The sequence below is a fragment of the Blastopirellula sediminis genome (assembly GCF_020966755.1).
GTDB classification, from domain to species: Bacteria; Planctomycetota; Planctomycetia; order Pirellulales; family Pirellulaceae; genus Blastopirellula; species Blastopirellula sediminis.
Genome location: NZ_JAJKFT010000010.1, coordinates 3,033,327 through 3,054,949 on the forward strand (window position 1 = coordinate 3,033,327; position 21,623 = coordinate 3,054,949).

A 21,623-nucleotide genomic window follows, 5' to 3' on the forward strand; every position below is an offset into this window, starting at 1 on the left:
GGGTCCCATGTGATATTGCGCAAGAGTGTTGGATATTTCACGCTCGGCTGGTGGGAATTGAGTTGCGTAGATCGCACAAAAAAAGACCGTCGCGCTGTTCAGCGTGACGGTCTTCGGTGGCTTGTTTGGGAGTCGGCGTTTATGACAACGCTGCGATCAATCGGTCGACGTCTTCCTGGTCGGTATACGCATGCGGGCTGATGCGAAGTCGACCGCTCCGCACGCTGAGCGCGACCTTGGCGTCGACGCAGCGCTTTCGCAATTGGTGTGGGTCTTGGCCGGGGAAGTCGAAGGAGATGATGCCGGAACGTTTTTCTCCTTCGCGATCGGAGAAGATCGACGCGCCGATCGACTGCAATCGTTCGACCGCGTAATCGCCGATCTCGAGGACCCGCTCGCCGATCGCACTCTGCTGCGGTCCGGCGCCATATTCCATGAGCAGGCCAAGGCTACTGCCCATCGCCATGTAGCCGACCATGTTCTTCGAGCCCCCTTCAAACCGACGGGCGCTGTCCGCGAAGTCGAGGGCGATCCGGTCGTAGTCGTACGGTTTGACCATGCTGCTGGGACCGACGAACAGCGGACGTAACTTGTCGAAATGCTCGCGCCGGATATAGAACATCCCGGCGCCTTCGGGCGACATCATCCACTTTTGGCTGGTCGAAGCGAAGAAGTCGACGCCGGTCGCTTTTACGTCGAAGGGAAAAACGCCCAGCCCTTGAATCACGTCGACGAAGAGCAGCGCGCCGCGCGAATGCGCGAGTTCCGTCAGCTTCGCGATATCGAGCCGATAACCGGTCGAATAGCTAACCCAGCTGACGGCGACGATCTTGGTCGTGCTGTCGATCGCGGCGGCGATTTGATCCAGCGTCGGTCCGGCGCCTTCGACTTGCACCTGACGAACTTCGACGCCGACGCTTTCCAGATGCATCCACGGATACAGATTGGCGGGGAACTCATTGCTGAGGACGACGATGCTGTCTCCCGGTTTCCAGGCATATCCGCCGGCGACCAGCGAGACGCCGTGGGTGGTGTTCGGGAGGAGTGCGATCTCTTCGATGTCGGCATTGACCAGCGCCGCAATCTGCCCGCGGGTCTTCTCAACGGTGGTCGCCCACTCGGGCCAATGGAGATTTCCACCGGCGGCGGCCTGGTCGACAAACCGCCGAATCAGGTCGGCAGTTCGGCGGGGAAGGGGGGAAACGGACGAGTGATCGAAGTAGGCCCACTCCGGTGCAATGGTCATCTCTTGACGAAATTGGTCCCAGGGGGTGGGCTGGCTCATGTCTACGGAGTTCCAAAAGCTTGCGAGAGAAATAGTTACGGCGTACTATAAGGACCTCTTCGCCGGTTGCAAAACCCCCGGCCGTCATCAATAATCCTCGTTTCTACTCTTCCAAGATGCCGGGACTTACCACGCAAGTTGTTGCGTGAGAGGACTTTTCTCGCTCACGGCGTGACATCTGGTGGAGGCGAGTTATACTACACCGTCTGGGAAATCTGGGAAATTTTCACCAGGTTTGTGCAGGGGCCAAACAGGAGTCGCCGCATGCCGAAAGCGCTAACAATCACGGGAATGGCTATTTCCATTCTCATATTCTTGGTGTTTGCGCTCGATTTGGCGATAGGAGTTCCCTTCCAAGGGGTTAGCGCCACGATGGACATCGCCTTCGTCGTGGGATCCGCCATTCTTGCCTTTCTCGCGTTTACGACCTTCCGCGAGCTGAAATAGCCCCTTTTCGCCGGGGCTAGGCCGCCTTGCTGACGGTGGCCGCCTTATCGACGGAGGTTTCCAGCTGGCTCGCACAGTTGGCCAGCGTTTCTACCGAACCTCCTCGGTCTCGAAATTTCGCCGCGAAATCGATCGCGCGAATCGCCTGATCTTTCGCCCATGGGCCGGCGTTGGCGACCGTTTCTCCGCAGATTCGCATCACTTGGGCCGTGGCCGGTTTCGCGAAGTCAAAGCGATGGGGGAGCCATTCGGTCAGCCGAGCCAGGAACGAAGGAGCCTGAATGCTCGGCTCAAACCAGGGCATTCCGTTCTGCAGCGTGGCGCCCTGAATCGAGCCGCCGTTGCCGCGGATCGCCAGAATCCCCGCATGACGCAACGCGGACGCGTGTGCCTGCTCGAGCGGGCCGTGGGCGAAAACCGAGCGAACTGAGTGCCCCGCCAGGCGACGTACTTCGTCGACCAGACCCTTTCCCCCCCACTGACGCCAATCGCTGGCAGGCTGCATCAGCAGCGCCGTTTCGTGCTGCGGATGGGAGGAGATCCATTGGGCGAGTTGCCCATAACCGGGGCGAGAGAGGCCAAATGTCGCGGGAAGCTGGTGTTTGTCGAGGTGATCGAGCAGCGTCCGAGCGGCGTCGTGAAGTTGGCGATGGTGGGCTAGTTGAAGCGAGGGAGCCGAGAGATGAAGGTCGATCGTTAGGACCAGACGGTTCGTGAGCATGCCCCCAAGTCGCATAGAATTCTCCCATCGCGGATGAGCTGACTGACCTTTTCCTGGATCGGTAGGGCCGGTTGTGCGGGTGAGGGTTTTGACCAAATCTCCTCTCAGGCAGGGGGGGCAGGCTGTTGGGATTGGGGAAACTTTGCGGCCCAAATCCCGGAAATGAACTATCAGGCCGCTTTCTGCGACGAAGGAAGAGATAGCCGTAAGCTGCGGAATGAACCACAATAAGGGCATAGGAAAGATCCGCCGCTTTCCCGAGGGACGCCGATGACCGACAAATTGAATCGCCGAGCCGCCTTACGATGCCTAGCCGCAGGTCTGCCGATGGCGGCCGGAGTGGCCGGCAGCTCTTCTCTGCTGGCAGCCGACACGGCGCTAAAGACCAGCTGGCTTACCTCCACTCGGAAAGGGCTCGACTGGGTCGCTCGCACGCAGACCCGGATGGGACATTGGGCCAGCCAGGCCTATCCGACGGCGATGGCTGCCCTAGCCGGAACGGCGCTGATCGCGTCCGGCTCGACCACAACGCAGGGACCCTACGCGAAGAACATCCGCCGCGTCACCGACTTCATCTACAGCAAACGCCGCGACAACGGCCTGATCGGCGATCCGCTGACCGACAACCGCTACACCTACGGGCACGGCTTCTCGATGCTCTTCCTGTCGCAGGTGCTCGGCGAAGAAGAAGACGAAGAACGAAGAGAAGAACTGATCAGCACGCTGACCAAAGCGGTGGAGTTCACCGTCTCGGCCCAGACCACCTCCGGCGGTTGGGGCTACGTCAGCGCGAAAGATGGGAACGACTTCGACGAAGGTTCGACCACCATCACCCAGGTGCAAGGTCTCCGGGGCTGTCGCAACGCCGGCATCGTAGTGCCGTCGGAAGTGGTCGAACGAGCGAAACAATACATCTACAGCTGCCAGAACCCGGACGGCGGCATTTCGTACAGCTCGAAGAATCGGGGAACCTCACGACCGGCGATCACCGCCGCGTCGATTTGTTGTTTGCAGAACGCCGGCGAATATGGCGGCGACGTGGTCGACAAAATGATCAACTACTGCAAAGACAATCTGCACCAGATTCAGACGCAGCAGCAAGCGTTCAGCCATTGGCACTACACGTACCTCTACTACGCCCAGGTCGTCTATCGCGAAGGTTTTCGCGATCGCGAGTTCTGGGAAGCGTTCCGCGATCGGCTCTACACCGAGATCGTCCGCAAGCAACGTAGCGACGGCGCGTGGGACGATACGACCGTCGGCCCGATCTACGTCACCTCATGCAACTTGATCATGATGCAGTTGGACTACGGCTTTTTGCCGATTTACCAGCGGTAGTGTTGGTTCTCATGGCGCTGGGCGGTAAGACCTTATGAGCCGGCGACGTGGCGCTGTAGCGCTTCGAGGACGCCGTCCATCGAGTAAACCGTCGCTTCCACGCTTGGCTCGACGCCGACTTCCCGTAGCGCATCGGACGTAATCGGGCTGATGCTGACGAACTTCGTCTCTTTCGCGCGATCTCCCAATAAACGAACCGTCGCCCGCGCGATGGCGCTGCTGGTGACCAGCACGTAGTCGATTGGCCGTTCTTCCCAGGCTTCGACGACGTCGGCCGAAAGCTGCGTGCAGTCGTCGCTTTGGTAGACGACGATCTCCGTTACATCTCCGCCGGCGTCAGCGAGACCTTTTGGCAAGACGTCGCGACCACGACTGGCCCGCGGCAGCAGAAAACGTTGACCTTCCGCTTCGTCCTTGAGCGAGGCGACCAGCGACTCGGCTCGGTACTCGGCCGGGATCACATCCGCGTTGAGGTGATATTCGGCCAGCGTGTCGGCCGTGCCGGAACCGATGGCCGCGATTCGCATATGCCCGATGGCTCGCAGGTCGTCGCCGAGGGCAAACAAACGTTCGAAGAAGTAACGAACGCCGTTGGCGCTCGAGAAGACGAGCCAGTCATAGTCGTGCAAGCTGCGGATCGCGTCATCGACGCGCGACCAATCGTGCGGCGGCGAGATTTGAATCGCCGGTTGCAGATAAACGTCGGCGCCTAGTTCGGCCATCGTATGGGCCAGTCCGTCCGCTTGATGTTCGGGACGCGTGATCAAAACGCGCTGTCCGAACAAAGGACGCTTCTGGAACCAATTGTCGGCCGACGCTTCTCGCGCGACTTCGCCGACCACCACGATCACCGGCGGTCGGATCTTGGAACCGGAATGGAGATGCTCGCCGATCTCGCCGAGCGTGCACTGATACGTTTCCTGATCGGGCCAACTGCAGCGCCGGATGATCGCACACGGAGTGTCCGGCGACTTGCCCCCGGCGATCAGCCCTGCTGACCAAGCCGGCGCGGAGGTTACGCCCATGTACATCACCAGCGTGCCCGGAAACTTCGCCAGCGCCGCATAATCGATTGCATCGTCCGACTTGCCCGGCTTTTCGCGTCCGGTGACGAGCGCTACGGCTGAAGCAAAACGTGAGTCGGTAACTGGAACGCCGGCACAAGCGCCGGCGGCCAATGCGGTGGTGACGCCGGGGACGATTTCAAACGGAATGCCATGTCGCTTGAGAGCTTCAATCTCGTCGGCCGCACGGGCGAAGACGGTCGGGTCGCCGCTTTTCAGGCGAACGACATGCAGTCCCTCTTGCGCCGCTTCGACCATCGCCTGGTTGATTTCCTGCTGCGTCCAAAGCTTGCCGTGGCCATGCCGACCGAGGCAATGGAGCTGGGCGTCGCTGCGGACATGGCGCAAGAGCGATGGATTGGCGAGATAGTCGTAGAGCACCACGTCGGCGGCGGCCAATAATTCAACTCCCCGAAGGGTAATTAAACCGGCGTCGCCAGGACCAGCGCCAACGAGCGAGGCTTTACCAAGGGAGTGAGTGGCTATTTCCGGCATTCCAATTTCCGGGGGTTTAGGGGATGCGATGCTCTTCCGATTGGACCCCCTTGAAGCGAGTTTCACAAGACGCCAACTTCTTGTTTGCCAATAACTTGGCACGATTGCCTTGGGGCAGCTAGAATAAGGGTTCGTCGCGGTAAAGGTGGCGGTAGACCAGTTTTTCTTCTGATGATGGACAATTAGCGACGTGGACGGGCAGAACGCGACAACCGATTCAGCAGGCTACGAGATTACGCCGGCCAAGCGCAAACGCTTGCAGTCGGTCTTCGATCATGCGACCGGCATGATGAAGCAGCAGAAGTACGACTTTGACTACGCTCACAGTCTGCTGGGCGAGTGCGTCAAATCGGACCCGGCGAACTTGATCTACGCCGAAAAGATGATGGAGAACCTGGAACGGAAGTTCAAAGGGAAAAAGCCATCAGGGCTCTTTGGTGCGTTCGCGGGACGCGGGATCAAAAAGGCGCTGGCCGCCAAGAATTGGACCGACGTGCTGGGCCAAGGGGTCGACATGCTGAAGTCGAATCCGTGGGACGCGTCGGCGCTGGTTCCGATGGTCGACGCGTGTGCCGAACTGCGTTGCCATGAAGTCGGTTTGCTCTTCATGAAATATGCGACCGACGGTTCGCCGAACGATATCGAGGTTCGCCGGCATTGTGCCCGCTACCTGGGGAAAGTCGGCCAATTTGACCAGGCGATCGCGGTTTGGCACTTCGTCAACGAAAAGACCCGCGGCGACGACGAAGCGAACAAAATGATTTCGCAGCTGACGCTCGACAAAGAGCGGATGCGGCAAGGTTTGGCGACGATCACCAACAAGATCGACATCCGCCCCGGCGAAAAGCCGCGTCCCCGCCCGAAGACGACGCAGGAAGAAGAAAAGACCGAAAAGCCGAAGGTCGCGATCGAGCTGAACGAGAAGCAGATTCTCGATCGGGTGATCCTCGACTATCCGGAGAAGATCGAAAACTACCTGAAGCTGGCCGACTTGTGGCAGGCCGAAGACAAGTATCTCGAAGCCGAACTGGTGATGAAGAAGGCCCAGGCCCAAATCGGCCAGTCGCTGGAAATCATCCAAAAGTTCGAGGATATCCGGATCAACCGGGCTCGCTATCGCTACGAAGTCGCCGAGAAGCAGTTTGAGGGTGAGAAATCTGCTGAAAACCGCAAATTGGCCGACGACCTGAAGGATGAGCTCAACCGGACCGAGCTGGAGATCTACCAGCGGCGGGCCGAACGCCACCCCGACGACAAGAAACACTTGTATGAGTACGGTTTGCGGCTCAAACGGGCGGGGAACCTGGACGAGGCGATCGAAGTCTTCGATCAGGTGATCGAAGGGGACGAGAAAATGCTGGCGATCGCCAATCTGGGGAAGGGGGAATGTCTCCAGGCCAAGAAGAAGTACCACACCGCCATGGAGTGCTTCGAAGAAGCCCTAACTTACGCTGACACCTTGAGTTCCGAACGCCACAAGCAGCTCCTTTACCGGGCCGGAGTCCTGGCGATGGGGCTGGGAGAGCTGGTTAACGCCAAGGCTTATTTCAAGCGGCTAAAAAATATGGATCCGGGGTACCGAGATCTCGATTCGAGGCTAGACAAGCTCCGGAAAATGTTGCAAGATAAGTAGCTTCGCATTGAGAACAAACTGTTCGCGGTAAGAATGCGGCCCCGTTCTAGTAGGAAATTGAGGGCCGCCCGCAAGGGAAATTAGGATCCATGCCCAATACCAAGAGCGCCAAAAAACGCCTCCGTCAAAACGAAGTTCGTCGTGCCCGCAATCGCGCCGTCAAGTCGGCGCTGCGTCACCAAGTCCGTAAGGTCCGCGCTGCGGTCGCCGCCGGCGACGTCGGCGTGATGGACGCCGAACTGAAGGCCGCTGTGAAGCGTCTGGACAAGACGGCCGCTGCTGGCGTTATCCATGCCAACACCGCCGCTCGCTTGAAGTCGCGTTTGAACGCGCACGTCAAGAACGCGAAAGCCGCCAAGGCCTAATTGTCTGGCCCAATCGGGTGCAGCGTAACAGCCAGCGCATCTAGCGCGGCCTGCTCGCCCGGCGTCTGAAAACAAATCAAACCGACCGTCTTCGTACGGTCGGTTTTGTTTTTGCGCGCCGCGGCTGGGCGAACCTGCTAATGGCGGCCGCAGACGCTTCTTTTCCAGTCAGCGGGCCCGTTCGAAAGAACAAACAACCGAGCGAGACTGTTTCTTCTGAGTCACGCTCGTGTTACAAACGGGGTAGCATCCTCTGTTTTCCCCGTTGAGGCCCCGTTATGACGCTTTCGGCGCTATTTGATCTTTCGGGCCGGACCGCTCTGGTCACCGGCGGCAGCAAAGGAATCGGCAAAGCGATCGCCCGCGGATTGGCCGAAGCGGGCGCTGACGTTTGCATTACCGCTCGCCACCCTGAAGAATTGATGCAGGCCGCCGCCGAGATTGGCAGCGGGCTTGATGCGCGAGTCGCCTGGCGGACGTGCGATATGGCCGACCGGGCCGAAGTCGATGCGATGGCCGATTGGGCGCTCGCCGAGTTTGGCCGCATCGATATCCTGTTCAACAACGCCGGCACGAACCAACCGCAACTGTTGGTTGAAACGACCGACGAAAGTTGGGATCGCGTCCTGGAGATCAACTTCACCAGCTGCATGCGGCTGGCTCGTCGAATGGCCCCGGCGATGATCGAGAACGGCTGGGGACGAATCATTCATCTTTCGAGCGTCCTGGCGGTCGCCTCGAATCCGGGGCGGGGAAATTATTCAGGAACGAAAGGGGCGCTCGTTGCGATGTCGCGAGCCCATGCGCTCGAGCTTGGTCCGTATGGGATTACGGTCAATTGTTTGGCGCCGGGACCGATTGCGACCGATCTGCCGATGAGCCTGCTCAACGATGAGCAAAAGAAGCGGTTCTCGGATCGCACCGCGGTCAAGCGTTGGGGCGAGACGAAAGACCTGGTCGGACCGGCGCTGTTGTTGGCGTCCGACGCCGCCGCTTACATCACCGGTACAACCCTTCTAGTCGAAGGGGGACTGATCTGCCGTACATTTGATTAAGAAATGACGACTTTGAAGAGATGTTCGTGTTCTCTTCATACGCCCGTGATATAAACGGTCGTTTGGCTGCGATTGACAACAGGGCAGGTAGATATGGAATTGCATGTCGTTTCCCACGAAGGAGAGATCGTTCAGGTCTCCGTTTCCGGGCGCGTTAGCCAAGATGGTTCGATGCGCGAAACGGAACCCCTCTCCGCTTTGATCGGCATCGACGCTTATCGTCGCACGGTCCTGCTGAACATGCAGGAAGCCGACATCATCGATTCGAGCGGAGTCGGTTGGCTGTTGGCTTGCCATAAGAACTTTCAAGAGTCAGGCGGCAAGCTCGTGATCTACAACATGCCGCCGATCGTCGCTAACGTCTTCAAGCTGATGCGGCTCGATACGTTCTTCCAGATCGTGCCGAACGGCGACGCCGCCATGCGATTGGCGAAAGGATAACACCATGAACGACAGCCCCATTGCGCCGGACTTCGCCAAGATCGACCTTGCCAGCGTTGAGCCCGACGTCGCCGTTAAACTGTTGATTCACCAGGCCGCGCAGATGCAAGCGAGCGACTTGTTTGTGCTGGCCGGCGACGGCAGCGTTCAAGTTGCGGTGCGTCAATGGGGCCGCATGAAAGCGATTCGCGACGTCCCTGCCGATCAAGGCCGTTCGTGGATCAGCTACCTGAAGGCGATGAGCGGCATGGACATCGCCGAACGGCGTCGTCCGCAAGATGGTCGTTGGATCTTTGACGATCAAGGGCGGATGCTCGACCTGCGGTTGAGCCTGCTGCCGACCCTCTATGGCGAAGACCTGACGGTCCGCCTGCTCGATCGCAATTCCAACTTGCTTTCGATCGAACAGTTGGGGCTGAATCGGCATGATCGCCAGGGGATCATGTCGATGATCCAGGCGAATTCCGGCTTGATCCTGGTGACCGGACCGACCGGCACCGGTAAAACGACGACGCTGTACGCTTGCCTCCAGTTCCTGAACGACGGCAAACGCAAAATCAACACGCTGGAAGATCCGGTCGAGTTTTCGCTGGGCGGCATTCGCCAGTCGCAGATCGCGCCGAAGATCGGTCTCGACTTTTCAGAGTTGCTGCGGAGCGTCATTCGCCAACAGCCTGACGTGATCATGATCGGCGAAATCCGCGATGCGGAAACGGCCGCGACCGCCGTTCGCGCCGCCAACAGCGGGCACCTGGTCTTTGCAACGCTACATGCTCCGGTCGCCGCCGCGGCGGTACAAAGCATGTTGTCGCTCGACGTGAATCCGCACTTCCTGGCGAGCGGCCTCCGCGGCGTCTTGTCGCAGCGACTGGTTCGCGTGCTCGATCCGAAGACCCGCATCCCTTACGAACTGGGGCCAGGAGGCGCCGCGGCGACCTTTGGCGACATTCAAGAGATGCTCGATCCCGGCGACGGCGAGGTCTTCTACGGACCCGACCCCTCGGCGCCGAACGAAGGCTACATCGGGCGAACCGCCATCTTTGAGTTGATGGAAGTGACCGGCGAAACCCGCCGCGCGATTTCCAATCGCATGTCGGCTCAAGAGCTGGAGTCGATCGCCATTCGTCACGGCATGCTCGACTTCCGCCGCTCGGCCCTCATGAAGGTCGCCCAAGGGGTGACCAGCATGGAGGAAGTCTTTAAGAATGTGCCGACCGAGTATCTCGGCTTGGAAGACGCGTAAGGCAACGGGCCGCGAGATATTGTCGTCTTGTAGGTTGGGTGCAGCGAAGCGCAACCCAACAATGCGCTTGCAAGCGAAAGTTGGGTTGCGCTTCGCTGCACCCAACCTAAGTTGGATCTGCGTCTCTTCGCTAATTGCCCGAGACGAAATCGTCGGACCACATCCGCATCCGTAGTTCGGCGGCGCGGAAGTCGGCCGCTGCGTTCTGCACCTCTTGCGGCAAGCGATAGAGTTCATCGGCGGGCCAGCGGGTCAGGTCGCTTGGATCGAGCTTCGGTCCGTGACTGGTACGGCCATGCTTAACCAGGGAGACCAGTTGGTCGACCGGCGAGTGACGCGTCGCTTTCTCGATCGAATCGCGATACTGGAGCGTCGCCGCTCGCAGCATTCGTTCGCTCGCGACATAGTTCTCAGCCGCCCGCCGGGCGTCGGCGTCGATGTCCAGATAGAGCGCGACGCGAAACGTCTGACGAGCGAAGTTCCGGCGACTGTCGAGCGGCGACAGCGTCGACGACTCTTCACCAAGCGCGTCGCAGTAAACGCTGGCCAGGCCGCGCGTCCAATTGCGGGGAACGCGGAAGATGCAGGTATACTCCTTGGCGCCTTCCAGGGTCGTCTGCCGGGCCGGTTTCAGTTTGAAGTAAACGCCGGCGCCTCGATGAATCGTTCCGCTGGCGGCGATCAGCTCGACCGGCGAACGCAATTCGTACTTTGTGGTGATCGAATCTTTGCGGCTCGCTCCGCCGCTGAGGTTGCCGCTGACGATGCCGTCGTACTTACCGGTCAGATTGGCGCCGAGCGACGCGTCGTTCTCTTTCTTGCGTTCGATTTGCATGCCGCCGGTCAACGTGTTTTCAAGCGTCGTCCGCGGCGAGTAATCGACGGCGGTCATGCGCGGATCGCCGCTTTCGATTCGAATCACGAACTGCAGCAGATCGTTTTCAGCTTCGTAGGCGACCAGCGAAGAGACGACGAACTTCGCTTCGATCAGCTTTTCGTCGCCGACATAATCGTCTGGGGTGACGTCGCGACAAGCGATTCGATAGCCGACGTCAAAGTTGACAGGCCCTGCGATCGCTAGCGTAACCGACGACAGCGTCGCCAGCGTAACGAGTAATCCGAACGGGACCGAGCGGAAAGAAGATTTCGCCAACATTCTTGCCTCCTGCGGAAAGCGCTGTGCTACCGTGCGATTGGCGGGAATGCCTGGCTGCGATTCCTTGCAGCGGCGGCTGACCTTCAGCCGCAAGTTTTGCTTACCTCATCATTGAGATTCAAAGCATTGCCGAGTGATACCGCAACAATGATAAGCGGCGATCGTTACGCGGCAATGGACGATCGCAACGATCCCATAAATTGCCGCGAAAGAATCTACGTGCTAGCCGATGGAAATCTGGTCGAACGATTCGATGCCGGTGTGCCCGTTGGCGTTTTCGACCGGCGCGTTGCCCGGACGATAGCAAAGTCCGGTTCGCATGCCAGCTTCGCGAGCAGCGTCGAGTTCGCCGACGATATCGCTGAGAAACAAGATTTCGCTGGCGTCGCAGCCATAGTCGGCGGCAATGGCGCGATAGCTTTCGGCGACTTTCTTCGGGCCGGTCGTCGTGTCGTAGTGACCTTTGAACGACGAGAGCAAGTCGCCGTGGTTGGTGTGCCCAAAGAACATCTTCTGGGCGGCGACGCTGCCGGAAGAATAAATCCGGACATCCTTGCCGCCGGCGTTCCAGCGAGTCAGGGCGGCGGGGACGTCGTCAAAGACCGCCGCGACCAGTTCGCCCGAGTCGAAGCCTGACTTCCAGATCAAACCTTGCAGTTGCTTGAGCCCAGTCGCTTTGACGTCGTTATCCATCAGACGCGTCATCTCGGCGCTGACGCGCTCGAGCTTCGCCTCTTCGCCGGCATCCTCTCGCGTCCATTGCTCGAACGAGTCGGCCCCAGCGTCCTGCGCGATGTAGCGCAAGACTGGATCCAGCGTCGGCGTGCCCCATGCTGACTTGAGGTACGAGTCCAACTCACGACGAACAAACGGAAACATTACGTCGTAAACGAAGGCGACGCTGGCGGTCGTTCCTTCGATGTCGAGCAGCAAACCGCGGCCGTAAAATTCGATCACAGTTTCACCACCGGATCGACGTCGTCAGACTTCGGAATGTAATCCGGTCCCCAGCACAGGGGCGAGTAGTTTTCGTGGACGCCTGCAGCGATGTAGTGAGGCGTCCAGCCGCTCGGATCTTCAAACAAGCGGATGCAGCGGATCGTCTTTTCGTCGCACAGGGTGAACCAGTGCTTCATGTTGGCCGGGACGTTGATCAAGTCGCCCGATTCGACCAGGACCGAAAAGACCGGGCCTTCCGGCGGGTTGATGTGGAATACGCCTTTTCCTTTGACGGTAAAGCGAACTTCGTCTTCGCTGTGGGTGTGCTCTTTGTCGAACTTGGCGAGCAGCACGTCCAGGTTCGGCGTCTCCGGATTGACGTTGATCACGTCGGCGGTGACGTAGCCCCCTTGGACCTTCAGGCGTTCGATCTCCGGCGCGTAAGCGGTCAGAATCTCTTCACTGGTCGCTTCGGCGCCGATCCGGCCTTCGACTTCCCACTTTTCGTACCAGATGCCGTGCGGCTCCAGGTATTGGCGGATCTCTTGCGGGTCGGTAATGCGACGATTTTCGTCGTGGATGGTAATGCTCGCCATGGGGAGGTCTCTCCGAAATATCGCTGCCAGAAGTAAGCGGGTTATACGGCCGAAGCGGCGCTGCGCAGTTCGCCGCACAGCATCATGCGACGGACCAGGGTTTCAAACAGAAACTCGTAAATCTCGATGTGGCGTCGCGCCTCGGCGACGTCGGCGCCCCAGGTGTAGAGCCCGTGACGTCGAATCAAATAGCCATGAATCGGCGGCTGCGATTGATCGGCCAATCGCGCGGCGACCTGTTCGGCCAAAACGGGAATGTCTTGCGTGTTGTCGAAGACCGGAACCCATTCGGTATGTTCGTGCGTTTTGACGCCGGCCAGACCTTTGAGCATCTCGTACCCTTCGATCGAGAAGCCCCCTTCGTCGAAGAAGTGGTCCGACAGCAACGTGCCCCAGATCGAGTGGGTGTGCAAAATGGCGCCGACGCCCGGCTGCTGGGCGGCGACCACATGCAACAACGTCTCGGCCGACGATTTCGGCTGATCGGTCGTGGGGGCGCCGTCGACGTCGACCTGTTTCCCCTGGTCGTTGACCCGGACGAAATCGGCACGCGTCAATCGCCCTTTGTCCATGCCGCTGGCGGTCAGCACCAATTGCAGCGGGTTCTGCTGCAGCACAGCGCTGTAGTTGCTGCTGGTTCCAACCGACCAACCACGTTGAAAGAAGTAGGTGCCGGTTTCGCGAAGGGCGTCAATTTCCGCTTCTTGGCCAGCCAGAGCGGGGTGGGGCAGGCCAGGCGAAGCGCCCCCAATGGAGACGTTTTCCATAAATCTTCGTCACAAGTTCTGGAGTGCGTAAAACGCCAGTCTATCACGATTTATGGCGACGGCAACCGACCGCAAGCCCTAGCTGTGCATCCGGGGATTCTCATCCCCCACGGCGATGATCTCCGCTTCCGCTTTCGCGAGTTCGTCAAGCCGGTCCATCACTGTTTTGTCATCGGCGTAATGCTTGGCCAAGCGGACGTAAGCCGAGTGGTGACGCGCTTCCGACTCGAACAGCTGGTCGTAGAAGCTGGCCAGCGTTTTGTCTTCCAGCCGCTCCCGCAGCATGCCGAACCGTTCGCAGCTACGAGCTTCGATCAGCCCGGCGACCAGCAGACGATCGACCGCACGTTCCGGCTCGTTTTTCCGAATCAGCGCGTGGAGCTGTTCGCCGTAGTTGCTCGGTTTCAAGCGGCGAAACGGGATCCCCCGCTCATGGAGCAGCTCTAGCACCATGTGAAAGTGCTCCAGCTCTTCGTTGACGATTTCGGTCATCGCGCGGCAGAGATCTTCATCTTCGACATAAGCGAAGATCATGTTCATCGCGACGCCGGCCGCCTTTTTTTCACAGTGCGCGTGGTCGATCAGCAGCAGATCGAGATTGTCGCTGACCTGAGAGAACCAACGGTCGGAACTGGTCGATTGAAGATGAAGCACGGTACCGTTTACGTCGAAAAACTACGGGGCAAATCGCCAATGTAGGCGCCCGGCCCGATCGGCTCAAGGTGATGAGCGCACGAAAAACGCCTCGACCGGGACGGTCGAGGCGTCTCCCATGAATTTCGGAAGTGTGGGCTCTAGAAGCCGACGCCCACCGAAAAGTTGCGACCGTTCAAGTAGAACCCGCCGCCACCGCCGTAGTAGGTGCTGCGGTAGTAACTGCCGCCGTAGAACGGCGAGGGGGAATAAACGCGTGAGTAGACGCGTGGAGCCCCATACAAGTGGTGGACATGGTTGCCATGGTGGTAGTCAACGTGGCCGCGATGGTAATCATAGTGGCCAGGGACTCCGCCATGGTAAAAGTGCTGAACATGTCCATGCCCATGTCCATGACCGTGGGGGCCGCCAGCCATCGCCGACGAAGCGCCGAACGACAAGCCAACGGTCGCCATAACTGCCAGTGCGAGAAGGATGCGTCTCATTTTCTCATCTCCGACTTTGGGGGAAATCGGCGAGATCGGTCCGCGCTATCGCGCGGGACCGCTCGCTTCGGTTGTATGTCAATCAGCATCGTGTTCTGTCTTTTGCCGGCCGATGCTGTTGGCAGACATAATCGCAAGCGGCGTGCCAGTAATGCAGCGACTGCTTGCAAATCCCCAATTGGAAACAAGTTACGATAATCGCGATCGCGGCGAAGAAAAAAACTCGCCCGATCTGTTGTCGAGATGACAACGCGATTCTCAAAATGAGCCAGTAGCAAAGTCCGGTTTTGCTCGACTGCCGGCCAGCGAGACTCTTTGCGGTTCGCCAGCCCGAGGGGGCTTACCGCTTCCGCTTCTTCGACTTTCCTTTGCCGCCGTGCGATTTGCCGCCGTGCTTTTGTTTGGCAGGCTTTCCGCGTCCATGCGAGAAATCATCGCTGGCCGTACGCCCCGAAGTCGGTGGACGTCGATTTTGACTGCCGGCGTGCGATTCAAATTCGATCAACCGGAAATCGAGTTCCCGCTTCTCGAGATCAACGCGAGCGATCGCAACCTTCAGCACATCGCCCAGTCGGTATGCGTTTCCTCCGCGATTGCCGACTAGCGAATGGGTCGTCCGATCGTATCGGTAGTAGTCGTCCTGCAGCGAGTCGATATGGATCAACCCGTCGGCTGGCAACTGCAACCCTTGCACGAACAAGCCGAACGATTCGACGCCGGTGATGACCGCTTCCATCTCCATGCCGATCTTCTGGCTCAGATGGTTCAGCAGTTTGATCTTCACCAGGTCCCGTTCGGAGTTGGCGGCCCGTTGTTCCCGTTCCGAGCAATGCTCTCCCTCGGCCATCATCGCGTCGTAGTCCTGCACCGGACGCTTGCCGGCGTCCAGGTCGTTGTACATGCGATGGATCGTCAGGTCGGGATAGCGACGAATCGGCGACGTGAAGTGGCAGTAGCATTCGCTCGCCAACGCGTAGTGGCCGATCTCTTCGGGGCTATAGACCGCTTTCTTCATGCTCCGCAGAGTCGCGTAGTTGACCGCCGCTTGTTCCGGCAGGCCTTTTACCTTGTCCAGAACGCGGATGATCTCGAAGCGGCTATGCAGACTGTCGCACTCGATCCCGACGTCGCGAACGAATTCGGTGAGCGCTTCCAGTTTGTTCGGCTCCGGCGAATCATGCACGCGCCGCAGGAAGAAGAGCTCTTTGTCATGCAGCTTTTCGGCGACCGCTTCGTTGGCCGACAACATGAACTCTTCAATGATCTGATGGCTCTCGGTGTTCTTTTCGACGTGGGCGCCGGTCACCTGACCGTCTTTGTCGAGATCGAGCTTCAGCTCCGGCATGATCAGTTCGATCGAACCCCGTTGGAAACGACGTTCGCGGAGCATCATCGCCAACTCGTGCATATCGGCGAGCAGCTTGTGGACCTGCGGCGTGATCTTTTCTTTCCACGCGTCGCGATCTTCCAGGTACTCGTCCACTTCTTCATAGGTGAAGCGGCGTTTGCTTTTGATCGCACTTTTGAAGACCTCGGTATGGACCCGAGCGCCATCCGGCGTGAACTCGATCCGGGCCGTTTTGGCGTAGCGCACCTTGTCAGGCTGCAAGCTGGCCAGGTTGTTCGAGATGATCTCCGGCAGCATCGGAATCACTTTGTCCGGCAAGTAAATGCTGGTCGCGCGATTACGAGCTTCGACGTCGAGGGCCGAACCTTCCGGCACGAAATGCGAAACGTCGGCGATATGCACGCCGAGCAGCCAGTGTCCATTTTCCAGCCGCGTCAGACTGATCGCGTCGTCAAAGTCGCGAGCGTCGAACGGGTCGATCGTGATGATCGTCTCGTCGGTGATGTCGCGGCGACCTTCGCCGATCGACTCGTCAAAGTTGTCCGCCATTTCACGGGCGACTTCCAAAGCCGCTTCCGGAAATTCCTGCGGCAGGTCGTACTCGCGCATGACCGACAGCAGATCGACGCCGGGGGCTCCACGAGCTCCCAGCACTTCAACAATTACCCCTTCGCCGTCATGGAAGTGCGACGGGAAGCGGACGATTTCGATCACCACTTTGTCATCGACGCGGGCGCCTTTGACGCCGGGGTCGCCGACCAGGATCGGTTGGGTGAAGACGTTGCCGTCGACTTGGACCAGGGCGTAGCCATGCGACTCGCTGTAGGTGCCGACGAAGCGATGCGTTTCGCGTTCGACGATCTCGATCACTTCGCCGCAAATCTTCGATTCGCCGGTCGAGCCGCGCATCTTGAACAAGCGAATTCGGACCGTGTCGCCGGTTGCGGCGTCGGCGGTTCGTTTCGCGGGAACGTAAATGTCGGCGGTTTTCTCGGCCGACTTGGGCGTTCCGAGCGGTCGGACGAACCCGAACCCTTTGGCGGTGCGATGAAAATGTCCAACGATGGACTTAGACGTTTTGCCGCTGTCGGCGTTGGCTCGTTTGATCAGATGGCTTGCGCCGTAAACGATGTGCCCTTTTTTGAGAAGTCGCTTGATGGCACGCTTGAGCGTCTTGAGGTCTTCTTCCGCCACATTGAGCTGTTTGGCGATGACTTTCGGTTTTACCGGCTGGTAAGTCGACTTTTGAATGTGGGCTAGGAGCGTCTGCTCCAGCTGTTCCAGTTCCATGAAACTCCGTTCGTGAGAAATACTTGTGGTCTCAACCCGCGTTCAGGAAGCGACCGGGCTCGGCGATCTTGCCGAAGAATAGGCCCGCTGTCGGCTTCTAGGGGGGAAACCTGTTTAGAAAACAATGTATCAGATCTTAGGCCGTTCGCCTAAGCGCCGCGTCATAAAGGCGGAAAGATTTAACTTAACCCTATAGACGCAGCCCCCAGGACGAAGGTTCGCCGAAAAATCGGATTCGCCGGATGCTATCCCGACCCTAGCTGTTCGTTTCGGGGGGCGAAATATTGACAATTTGATAGCGAAACAGGTACCATAAATGGTGAAGAGATGGCCACTTAGCGCCATTTCTTCTCCCGCCTGCCCCCGATTGCTTGACCGTCGTCGCCAGCCGCTGGCGATGGCCGCTCAACTCCCGCCTAAAAGTTAGTTACTGAGATGCCCGCATTCGCTCCTACCTCCTGCGCTCTCACCAAACGCCTGATCATGGCGTCGGTTGGAATGTTTGCCGTTTTGTTGGCCGCCAGTATCTCGTTGGCCGCCAAGCCCGATGGCGCTGCGATCTATAAGAAGATGTGCGCCGAATGTCACGGCGATCAAGGCGAAGGGGTTTCTGGCGCCGCCGAGAACGCTCTCCGCGGAACCAAGTCAATCGCCGAGTTGGCGATGGCGATCGAAGATACGATGCCGGAAGAAGATCCGGAAGCCTGCGTTGGCGATGACGCCAAAGCGGTCGCCGCGTTCATTCATCAAAAGTTCTACGCTCCGCACGCGCGAGAAAGCTCGGAATCGCGGATCGAACTCGCCCACCTGACCGTCAGTCAGTACGACAACACGGTCGCCGACTTGATCGCCAGCTTCCGCTGGACCCCTGACCCGAAAGAGCAGCGTGGCCTGAAGACCGAGATCTTCAAGAAGCGGAACTTCCGCGAGACCGCGGTGAATCGGATCGACGCCAAGATCGACTACGACTTCGGCGATGGACTGCCGTACGAACTGACGGCGAAGCCGGAAGAGGAAAAGAAGGACGAGAAGAAGAAAGAATCGGACGAGGAAAAGCTTGCTCCGGCCGAGCAGTTCTCGATTCGTTGGCAAGGTTCGGTCCTGGCCGAAGATACCGGCGAGTACGAATTCATCCTCACGACGCAGAACGGCGCCCGACTGTGGGTCAACAACGATCGCAAGCCGCTGATCGATGAGTGGGTCGCTTCGCGCGGCGAACCGAAAGAGCACAAGGGAACGATTCGTCTGCTCGGCGGCCGTCCCTATCGCATCAAGCTGGAAGTCTACAAGTTCAAAGATGACGCCGCGTCGGTGAAGCTTGAGTGGAAGCCGCCGCGTAAGGCTCGCGACTTCCTGACCGCGCGTAACTTGTCGCCGGAGTTCGCTCCGGAGCTTTACATTTCGTCCGCCGCTTTTCCGGCCGATGACTCGGTCTCTGGATATGAACGAGGCGTTTCGGTCTCGAAGGCTTGGGACGAAGCGACGACCGCGGGCGCTTTGGAAGTGGCCGGCTACGTGGTCGACAATCTGGACGAGCTGGCGAAAACCAAAAATGACGCCGGCGATCGTCGCCAGAAGGTGCTCGACTTCTGCGGCAAGTTCGTCGAACGGGCCTTCCGCCGTCCGCTGAGCGATGAAGACAAGGTCTTCTTCATTGACGAGCAGTTCAGCGACGAGATGGCGCTGGAGACCTCGGTCAAACGGTGCGTCCTGCTGGCCCTCAAGTCTCCCCGCTTCCTCTATACGAACCTGGAAAACTCGCCCCCCGATAACTACGACGTCGTTTCCCGCATGTCGTACGCCCTGTGGGACACGATGCCGAGCGAACATTTGTTCCGTGCGGCCAAAGAGAATTGGGTCGGTCGGCCGGAGCAGATTCAGAGCGAAGCCGAAAAGATGCTGAAAGATCCGCGGGCGAAAGCGAAGCTCCGCGGCTTCTTCCATCACTGGCTCCAACTCGACGAAAAAGAAGGGATCGTCAAAGACAGCGGCGTCTTCCCCGAATTCAGCGAAAGCGTCGCCTCCGACATGCGGACGTCGCTCGATCTGTTTGTGGATGACGTCGTCTGGAACGAATCGTCCGACTATCGGCAACTGTTGCTCGGCGATCGCTTGTTCGTCAACGAGCGTCTCGCCAAGCTATACGACATTCCGTTCGACGGCGGCGACTCGTTCCAAGAAGTTTCGTTCCAGCCGGAACATCGAGCCGGCGTCGTGACGCATCCTTACATGTTGTCGATGCTCGCCTACAACCAGTTCTCGTCCCCGATTCACCGCGGCGTCTTCATCACGCGGCGGTTGCTGGGGCGATCGCTCGCGGCGCCTCCGCAAGCGACCGAGTTCAAAGATGGCGATTTCCATGCCGGCATGACGATGCGGGAAAAGGTCGCGGTTTTGACCGAGCCGGCCGCGTGCCAGGGATGCCACCAGATTATCAATCCGCTCGGTTTCACCCTCGAGCATTTCGATGCGATTGGCCGTTATCGCGAGACCGAAGGGGATCGCAAGGTGGACGCGACGACCGATTTCGCCACCGCCGAAGGGGATACCGTCAAACTGGAAGGCGCCCGCGACTTGGCCCAGCACATCGTCGAGAGTCGCTCGGCGCATGGCGCCTTCGTCGACCAGCTGTTCCATCACTGCGTCAAACACCCGATCAACGCTTATGGCGAGTCGGTCGGGGACGATTTGATCACGTCATTTGAGAAATCCAACTACAACGTACGCAAGCTGCTGGTGTCGATCGCCGCGGTCGCCGCTTTGCACACGCCTAATGAAGGGAGCGCGGGACATGTCGCGTCTAACTAGACGAGAGTTCGTTCGCAGCATGGGAATCTCAGCCGCCGCTTTGCCGCTGCTGATGAACTTGCCCAGCTTGGGGATGGCCGCCGCTCCTGACTTGCGCAAGCGGCGGATGATCGTGATGTTCAGCCCCAACGGCATCATCCCCGACGCCTATTGGCCCGACAAAGAAGGGGAAGATTTCGAATTCAAAGAAATCATGAAGCCGCTCGAGCCGTACAAGAGCAAGACGATGGTGATCAAAGGGATCAGCGATCGCGTGCGCGGCGACGGCGACAGCCACATGCGCGGCATGAGCTGCCTGCTGACCGGCATTGAGCTCTTCCCTGGCAACATCCAAGGCGGGTCGCACACGCCGGCCGGTTGGGCGAGCGGCTTGTCGATTGACCAAGAGCTGAAGCAATTCCTGCAAGCGGAAGAAGCGACCCGCACGCGGTTCGGTTCGCTCGAGTTTGGCGTTAACGTCCCGGATCGCGCCGACCCGTGGACCCGTATGGTCTACGCCGGGCCGAACAAGCCGGTCGCCCCGATCGACGATCCTTATCGGATGTTCGAGAAGCTGTATGGTCAGGTCAAAGATCGTGAAAGCCTGGAGAGCGTGCTCGACAAAGTCCGTCTCGATCTGAAGCGAGTCGAGCGTTACGTCAGCAGCGAAGACAAGCAGCGTCTGGAAGAGCACGCCGCTTTCGTCCGCCAGATGGAACAAGAGCTGAAGTCGGCCGGCGAAAAGAAGCTGGCCCTGGAAGCTCCGGTCCAAGAGGCCGGCGTGCAGCTGAAGAACGACAACATGCCGACGATCAGCAAAATGCAGGTCGATCTGCTGGTCAACAGTATGGCCAACGACATGGCCCGCGTCGCGACGCTGCAATACACCAACTCGGTCGGCGGCGCACGCATGAACTGGCTGGGGGTCGACGAATCGCACCACGAACTGTCGCACAAGCCCGATAGCGACGCTGAATCGAAAGAGAAGTTGATCAAGATCAACACCTGGTTCTGCGAACAGCTGGCCTACCTGGTCAAGAAGCTGGACGAAACGCCGGAACCGGGTGGCGACGGCACGCTGCTCGACAACACGACCGTGATCTGGACCAACGAACTGGGGAAAGGGAATTCGCACACGCTCGACGACGTGCCGTTGGTGCTGGTCGGCGGCGGGCTCGGCTTCAAGATGGGGCGTTCGATCCAACTGAAGAAGGATCCGCACAACCGCCTCTGGCTATCGTGCGCTCATTCGTTCGGCCACCATATCGAGACCTTCGGTAACCCGGACTTCTGCGGAGCTGGTCCCTTGTCCGAGCTGACGTAACCGTCGGCCAGTCGCCAATTTGATCTCCACAAAGCCGCATGGATCCCATGCGGCTTTTTTTGCGTCGTTACGTGAAGGAACGTCCCCTGAACTTCCGTCAAGATCGCGCTAACCGGAATAACTCGGCGCCGCGCCAAAGAGGGTGCTATTTTTCACCACTTGCGCATTTAAGGCGAGTTGCCTTAGCGAC

At 59.1% G+C, this 21,623-nt stretch carries 19 protein-coding genes; 9 read left to right on the top strand and 10 right to left on the bottom strand.

Features of this window, described 5'->3' with window-relative positions; translation table 11 throughout:
• Window positions 1–139: 139 nt before the first annotated feature.
• Entirely contained in the window at window positions 140–1,285 is a 1,146-nt protein-coding gene (locus LOC68_RS24030) for an aminotransferase class V-fold PLP-dependent enzyme (protein ID WP_230223501.1), read from the bottom strand.
• A 264-nt stretch (window positions 1,286–1,549) separates the two neighbouring features.
• Here LOC68_RS24030 and LOC68_RS24035 point away from each other — a divergent pair, with 264 nt between their 5' ends.
• Window positions 1,550–1,732 (top strand): hypothetical protein, encoded by a 183-nt coding sequence (locus LOC68_RS24035; protein WP_230223503.1) that lies wholly within the window; start codon window positions 1,550–1,552, stop codon window positions 1,730–1,732.
• Between the two features lie 16 nt (window positions 1,733–1,748).
• On the opposite strand, the gene LOC68_RS24040 is transcribed toward LOC68_RS24035, so the two are convergent.
• Window positions 1,749–2,453 (bottom strand): hypothetical protein, encoded by a 705-nt coding sequence (locus tag LOC68_RS24040; RefSeq protein ID WP_230223511.1) that lies wholly within the window; start codon window positions 2,451–2,453, stop codon window positions 1,749–1,751.
• A gap of 270 nt (window positions 2,454–2,723) precedes the next feature.
• Here LOC68_RS24040 and LOC68_RS24045 point away from each other — a divergent pair, with 270 nt between their 5' ends.
• Window positions 2,724–3,791 (top strand): prenyltransferase/squalene oxidase repeat-containing protein, encoded by a 1,068-nt coding sequence (locus LOC68_RS24045; protein WP_230223513.1) that lies wholly within the window; start codon window positions 2,724–2,726, stop codon window positions 3,789–3,791.
• Window positions 3,792–3,823: 32 nt separating this feature from the next.
• Here the strand turns inward: LOC68_RS24045 and cobA are convergent, their stop codons facing one another.
• Window positions 3,824–5,350, bottom strand: a complete 1,527-nt coding sequence (cobA, locus tag LOC68_RS24050; protein ID WP_230223515.1) for a uroporphyrinogen-III C-methyltransferase — start codon at window positions 5,348–5,350, stop codon at window positions 3,824–3,826.
• Between the two features lie 190 nt (window positions 5,351–5,540).
• Between cobA and LOC68_RS24055 the strand changes: the two genes are divergently transcribed.
• The 5 genes from LOC68_RS24055 to LOC68_RS24075 all read left to right on the top strand — a co-directional run bounded on the left by LOC68_RS24055 (window position 5,541) and on the right by LOC68_RS24075 (window position 10,087).
• A complete protein-coding gene (locus LOC68_RS24055) occupies window positions 5,541–6,983 on the top strand; it encodes a hypothetical protein (protein ID WP_230223517.1) in 1,443 nt (480 codons plus the stop codon).
• 89 nt (window positions 6,984–7,072) lie between these two features.
• Window positions 7,073–7,348: a 30S ribosomal protein S20 gene (rpsT, locus tag LOC68_RS24060; protein WP_230223524.1), complete on the top strand. Its 276-nt coding sequence runs from the start codon at window positions 7,073–7,075 to the stop codon at window positions 7,346–7,348.
• Window positions 7,349–7,626: 278 nt separating this feature from the next.
• Window positions 7,627–8,403, top strand: coding sequence for an SDR family NAD(P)-dependent oxidoreductase (locus LOC68_RS24065; protein ID WP_230223526.1), 777 nt, complete (start codon window positions 7,627–7,629; stop codon window positions 8,401–8,403).
• Between the two features lie 93 nt (window positions 8,404–8,496).
• Entirely contained in the window at window positions 8,497–8,844 is a 348-nt protein-coding gene (locus LOC68_RS24070; RefSeq protein ID WP_230223528.1) for an STAS domain-containing protein, read from the top strand.
• A 4-nt stretch (window positions 8,845–8,848) separates the two neighbouring features.
• Window positions 8,849–10,087 (top strand): GspE/PulE family protein, encoded by a 1,239-nt coding sequence (locus LOC68_RS24075; protein WP_230223530.1) that lies wholly within the window; start codon window positions 8,849–8,851, stop codon window positions 10,085–10,087.
• A 130-nt stretch (window positions 10,088–10,217) separates the two neighbouring features.
• Here LOC68_RS24075 and LOC68_RS24080 read toward each other — a convergent pair whose 3' ends face one another.
• From LOC68_RS24080 to rnr, 7 genes are all read right to left on the bottom strand, one after another.
• Window positions 10,218–11,243: a hypothetical protein gene (locus tag LOC68_RS24080; protein ID WP_230223532.1), complete on the bottom strand. Its 1,026-nt coding sequence runs from the start codon at window positions 11,241–11,243 to the stop codon at window positions 10,218–10,220.
• A 222-nt stretch (window positions 11,244–11,465) separates the two neighbouring features.
• Entirely contained in the window at window positions 11,466–12,200 is a 735-nt protein-coding gene (gene mtnC / locus LOC68_RS24085) for an acireductone synthase (RefSeq protein ID WP_230223534.1), read from the bottom strand.
• Complete coding sequence (locus tag LOC68_RS24090) at window positions 12,197–12,778, bottom strand: 1,2-dihydroxy-3-keto-5-methylthiopentene dioxygenase (protein ID WP_230223536.1); 582 nt, start codon at window positions 12,776–12,778, stop codon at window positions 12,197–12,199. Before LOC68_RS24090 ends, mtnC begins: the two co-directional genes overlap by 4 nt.
• Before the next feature lie 41 nt (window positions 12,779–12,819).
• Window positions 12,820–13,545 carry a methylthioribulose 1-phosphate dehydratase gene (gene mtnB, locus LOC68_RS24095; protein ID WP_230223538.1) on the bottom strand — a complete coding sequence of 242 codons (726 nt, stop codon included), beginning with the start codon at window positions 13,543–13,545 and terminating at the stop codon, window positions 12,820–12,822.
• Between the two features lie 78 nt (window positions 13,546–13,623).
• Window positions 13,624–14,199, bottom strand: coding sequence for a tRNA-(ms[2]io[6]A)-hydroxylase (miaE, locus tag LOC68_RS24100; protein ID WP_230223540.1), 576 nt, complete (start codon window positions 14,197–14,199; stop codon window positions 13,624–13,626).
• Window positions 14,200–14,339: 140 nt separating this feature from the next.
• The gene (locus tag LOC68_RS24105) at window positions 14,340–14,684 is read right to left on the bottom strand and encodes a hypothetical protein (RefSeq protein WP_230223542.1); all 345 of its coding nucleotides are present in this window, start codon (window positions 14,682–14,684) and stop codon (window positions 14,340–14,342) included.
• A gap of 340 nt (window positions 14,685–15,024) precedes the next feature.
• Window positions 15,025–17,322, bottom strand: coding sequence for a ribonuclease R (rnr, locus tag LOC68_RS24110; RefSeq protein WP_230223544.1), 2,298 nt, complete (start codon window positions 17,320–17,322; stop codon window positions 15,025–15,027).
• Between the two features lie 498 nt (window positions 17,323–17,820).
• On the opposite strand from rnr, the gene LOC68_RS24115 reads away from it, so the two are divergent.
• A complete protein-coding gene (locus tag LOC68_RS24115; RefSeq protein WP_230223552.1) occupies window positions 17,821–20,130 on the top strand; it encodes a DUF1592 domain-containing protein in 2,310 nt (769 codons plus the stop codon).
• Window positions 20,114–21,433 (top strand): DUF1552 domain-containing protein, encoded by a 1,320-nt coding sequence (locus LOC68_RS24120; RefSeq protein WP_230223554.1) that lies wholly within the window; start codon window positions 20,114–20,116, stop codon window positions 21,431–21,433. Before LOC68_RS24115 ends, LOC68_RS24120 begins: the two co-directional genes overlap by 17 nt.
• Window positions 21,434–21,623 lie beyond the last annotated feature (190 nt).

Coding starts and splice junctions, on each gene's coding strand:
- LOC68_RS24030 (WP_230223501.1), bottom strand. CDS start 1,285: ATGAGCCAGCCCACCCCCTGGGACCAATTTCGTCAAGAGATGACCATT.
- LOC68_RS24035 (WP_230223503.1), top strand. CDS start 1,550: ATGCCGAAAGCGCTAACAATCACGGGAATGGCTATTTCCATTCTCATA.
- LOC68_RS24040 (WP_230223511.1), bottom strand. CDS start 2,453: ATGCTCACGAACCGTCTGGTCCTAACGATCGACCTTCATCTCTCGGCT.
- LOC68_RS24045 (WP_230223513.1), top strand. CDS start 2,724: ATGACCGACAAATTGAATCGCCGAGCCGCCTTACGATGCCTAGCCGCA.
- cobA (WP_230223515.1), bottom strand. CDS start 5,350: ATGCCGGAAATAGCCACTCACTCCCTTGGTAAAGCCTCGCTCGTTGGC.
- rpsT (WP_230223524.1), top strand. CDS start 7,073: ATGCCCAATACCAAGAGCGCCAAAAAACGCCTCCGTCAAAACGAAGTT.
- LOC68_RS24065 (WP_230223526.1), top strand. CDS start 7,627: ATGACGCTTTCGGCGCTATTTGATCTTTCGGGCCGGACCGCTCTGGTC.
- LOC68_RS24070 (WP_230223528.1), top strand. CDS start 8,497: ATGGAATTGCATGTCGTTTCCCACGAAGGAGAGATCGTTCAGGTCTCC.
- LOC68_RS24075 (WP_230223530.1), top strand. CDS start 8,849: ATGAACGACAGCCCCATTGCGCCGGACTTCGCCAAGATCGACCTTGCC.
- LOC68_RS24080 (WP_230223532.1), bottom strand. CDS start 11,243: ATGTTGGCGAAATCTTCTTTCCGCTCGGTCCCGTTCGGATTACTCGTT.
- LOC68_RS24090 (WP_230223536.1), bottom strand. CDS start 12,778: ATGGCGAGCATTACCATCCACGACGAAAATCGTCGCATTACCGACCCG.
- mtnB (WP_230223538.1), bottom strand. CDS start 13,545: ATGGAAAACGTCTCCATTGGGGGCGCTTCGCCTGGCCTGCCCCACCCC.
- LOC68_RS24105 (WP_230223542.1), bottom strand. CDS start 14,684: ATGAGACGCATCCTTCTCGCACTGGCAGTTATGGCGACCGTTGGCTTG.
- rnr (WP_230223544.1), bottom strand. CDS start 17,322: ATGGAACTGGAACAGCTGGAGCAGACGCTCCTAGCCCACATTCAAAAG.
- LOC68_RS24115 (WP_230223552.1), top strand. CDS start 17,821: ATGTTTGCCGTTTTGTTGGCCGCCAGTATCTCGTTGGCCGCCAAGCCC.
- LOC68_RS24120 (WP_230223554.1), top strand. CDS start 20,114: ATGTCGCGTCTAACTAGACGAGAGTTCGTTCGCAGCATGGGAATCTCA.